Annotated in this window: 2 protein-coding genes; both read left to right on the forward strand. The window is 71.3% G+C overall.

Features of this window, described 5'->3' with window-relative positions:
* The first annotated feature begins 447 nt into the window (after positions 1-447).
* Positions 448-1,146, forward strand: a complete 699-nt coding sequence (locus VF092_14325) for a GH25 family lysozyme (GenBank protein ID HEX6748470.1) — start codon at positions 448-450, stop codon at positions 1,144-1,146.
* Between the two features lie 84 nt (positions 1,147-1,230).
* Positions 1,231-2,186 (forward strand): hypothetical protein (locus VF092_14330; protein HEX6748471.1); only part of this gene is annotated, 956 nt, incomplete at its 3' end.

Genomic DNA, 2,186 nt, shown 5'->3' on the forward strand with positions numbered 1-2,186 from the left:
AAGCACTTGCCTCGATTCAGACCCCGCCGGACGCGTTGTACACGCGTCCGACGGGGTCTTGTTGTATCTTGTTGCTGTTCAACCTCTTATGGCCAACGTGTAAAACGGTGCTGTCGAACGCCTGCACAGAGGGCACGGAGGACACGGAGAACTGAACGGGGCCCTCCGTGTCCTCTGTGCCCTCTGTGAGAGAATTCTTTTGTGGATCTCTACGCGGTGACGGCGGCCAGGTAGCTGCGCTCGAGCAGGGCGCTTTCGCGCCGCGACCGCGTCGCGCTCCGCATCTCCTTACGCCGCCGTTGCCTGTGGAGCCGGCGCCGCGCATCTTCGCGCGCCGGTCCACCACGCCATCGATCGAAGCGCAATGACCGACGTGTCGATGAAGACGCAGCCCGGCTGCACGTGCCGATGACGCGCCGCCGCCGCAAACCCGGACGCGCGCTGACAGTGGTTGCCGCCGTCGGCGTCATCGCCGGCACTTGGCTGCTGTGGGACGGATGGCTGCGCTTCAACTATCCCCGCCGCGCGCGCTACCCGGTGCGTGGCGTGGACGTGTCGCACCACCAGCGGCGGATCGACTGGACGCGGCTGCGCGCGGACGGCGCGGAGTTCGCGTACATCAAGGCGTCGGAAGGGAGATCGTGGCGCGACAGCGCCTTCGCGCGGAACCTGGCGGACGCGTCGCGGGCCGGCGTGGTGACGGGCGCATACCACTTCTTTACCCTCTGCGCGCCGGCCGACGCGCAGGCGCGCAACTTCCTGGCGGCCGCGCCGCCCGCCGCCGGGCCCGCGCTGCCGCCCGCCGTGGACCTGGAGTTCGGCGGCAACTGCGGCGCCCGCCCGCCGCGCGACTCGGTCCTCGCCGCCGTGCGCGCGTTCCTGGCGCCGGTGGAGGCCGCGCACCGCCGCCCGGCGCTGCTGTACGTGACGCGCGAGTTCCACGACGCGTACCTGGCCGGCGCCGGGCTCCCCAACCCGCTGTGGGTGCGCAGCATCATGGGCCCGCCGCGGTACGGGGGACGATGGATGATCTGGCAGTACGGAAACCGCGGGCGGATGGACGGGGTGGAGACGTACATCGACCTGAACGCCTTCAACGGCACGCGCGAGGACTTCCAGCGCTGGATCGCATCCCCGGCGCGGTAATCCCGCGTGCTTGCGGGCGCGGCGGGAAGGGATAGGATTCCGCATCGCCCGAACCAGAGAACCAACCGAGCCATCGAGGACTGCATGACCTCTCGCCATCTCGTCACCACCTTCGCCGCGGCGGCCGTCCTGGCCGCGTGCGCGCAGACGCCGCAGCCCGCGCCGGCGCCCGCCGCGGGGTCGGCCGCCGCGGGGCAGGACGACATCGGCCAGCGGCTGGCGCGCTACCGCAGCGTGCGGCTGACCACGGACCTGTCGAAGCTCACGCCGAACGAGCGGCGGATGATCCCGCTGCTGATCGACGCGGCAAGGGAGATGGACGCCATCTTCTGGATGCAGACGTATGCCGGCAGCCGCGACTCGCTGATGGCGCGCATCACCGACGCGCGGATGCGGCAGTACGTGGACCTGAACTACGGGCCGTGGGACCGGCTGGAGAACGACCAGGCGTTCGTCCCCGGCGTGGGCGCCAAGCCCGAGGGCTCCAACCTCTATCCCCGGGGGATGACCAAGGCCGAGTTCGACGCCGAGGTCGCCCGCGGCGGCGCCCGCGCCGACTCGCTCAAGGGCCTCTACACGCTCGTCCGCCGCGACCCGGCGGGGCGGCTGATGGCGGTTCCCTACCACGTGGCGTTCCAGGAGCCGCTGCGCCGCGCCTCCGCCAGGCTGCGCGAGGCCGCCGCGCTGGCCGAGGACCCCGGGCTCCGGCGCTACCTGGAGCTGCGCGCGCAGGCGCTGCTCACCGACGACTTCCAGCCCAGCGACCTGGCCTGGATGGACATGAAGAACAACACGCTCGACATCGTGATCGGGCCCATCGAGACGTACGAGGACGCGCTCTACGGCTACAAGGCGGCCAACGAGTCGTACGTGCTGATCAAGGACCAGGAGTGGAGCCGCCGCCTGCCGCAGCCGCGACGCCGCCCACTCGTTCTGCCGGCGGAAGGCGACGCTGTACGGGATCGCGGTGAGGCGCCCCGCCCCGTCGCGGCGGACGAGGGAGTAGAGCGAGCGGAGCGAGTCGGCGCGCGCGCCCCCCT

Origin of the sequence: Longimicrobium sp. (genome assembly GCA_036377595.1) — a bacterium.
Lineage (GTDB): Bacteria > Gemmatimonadota > Gemmatimonadetes > Longimicrobiales > Longimicrobiaceae > Longimicrobium.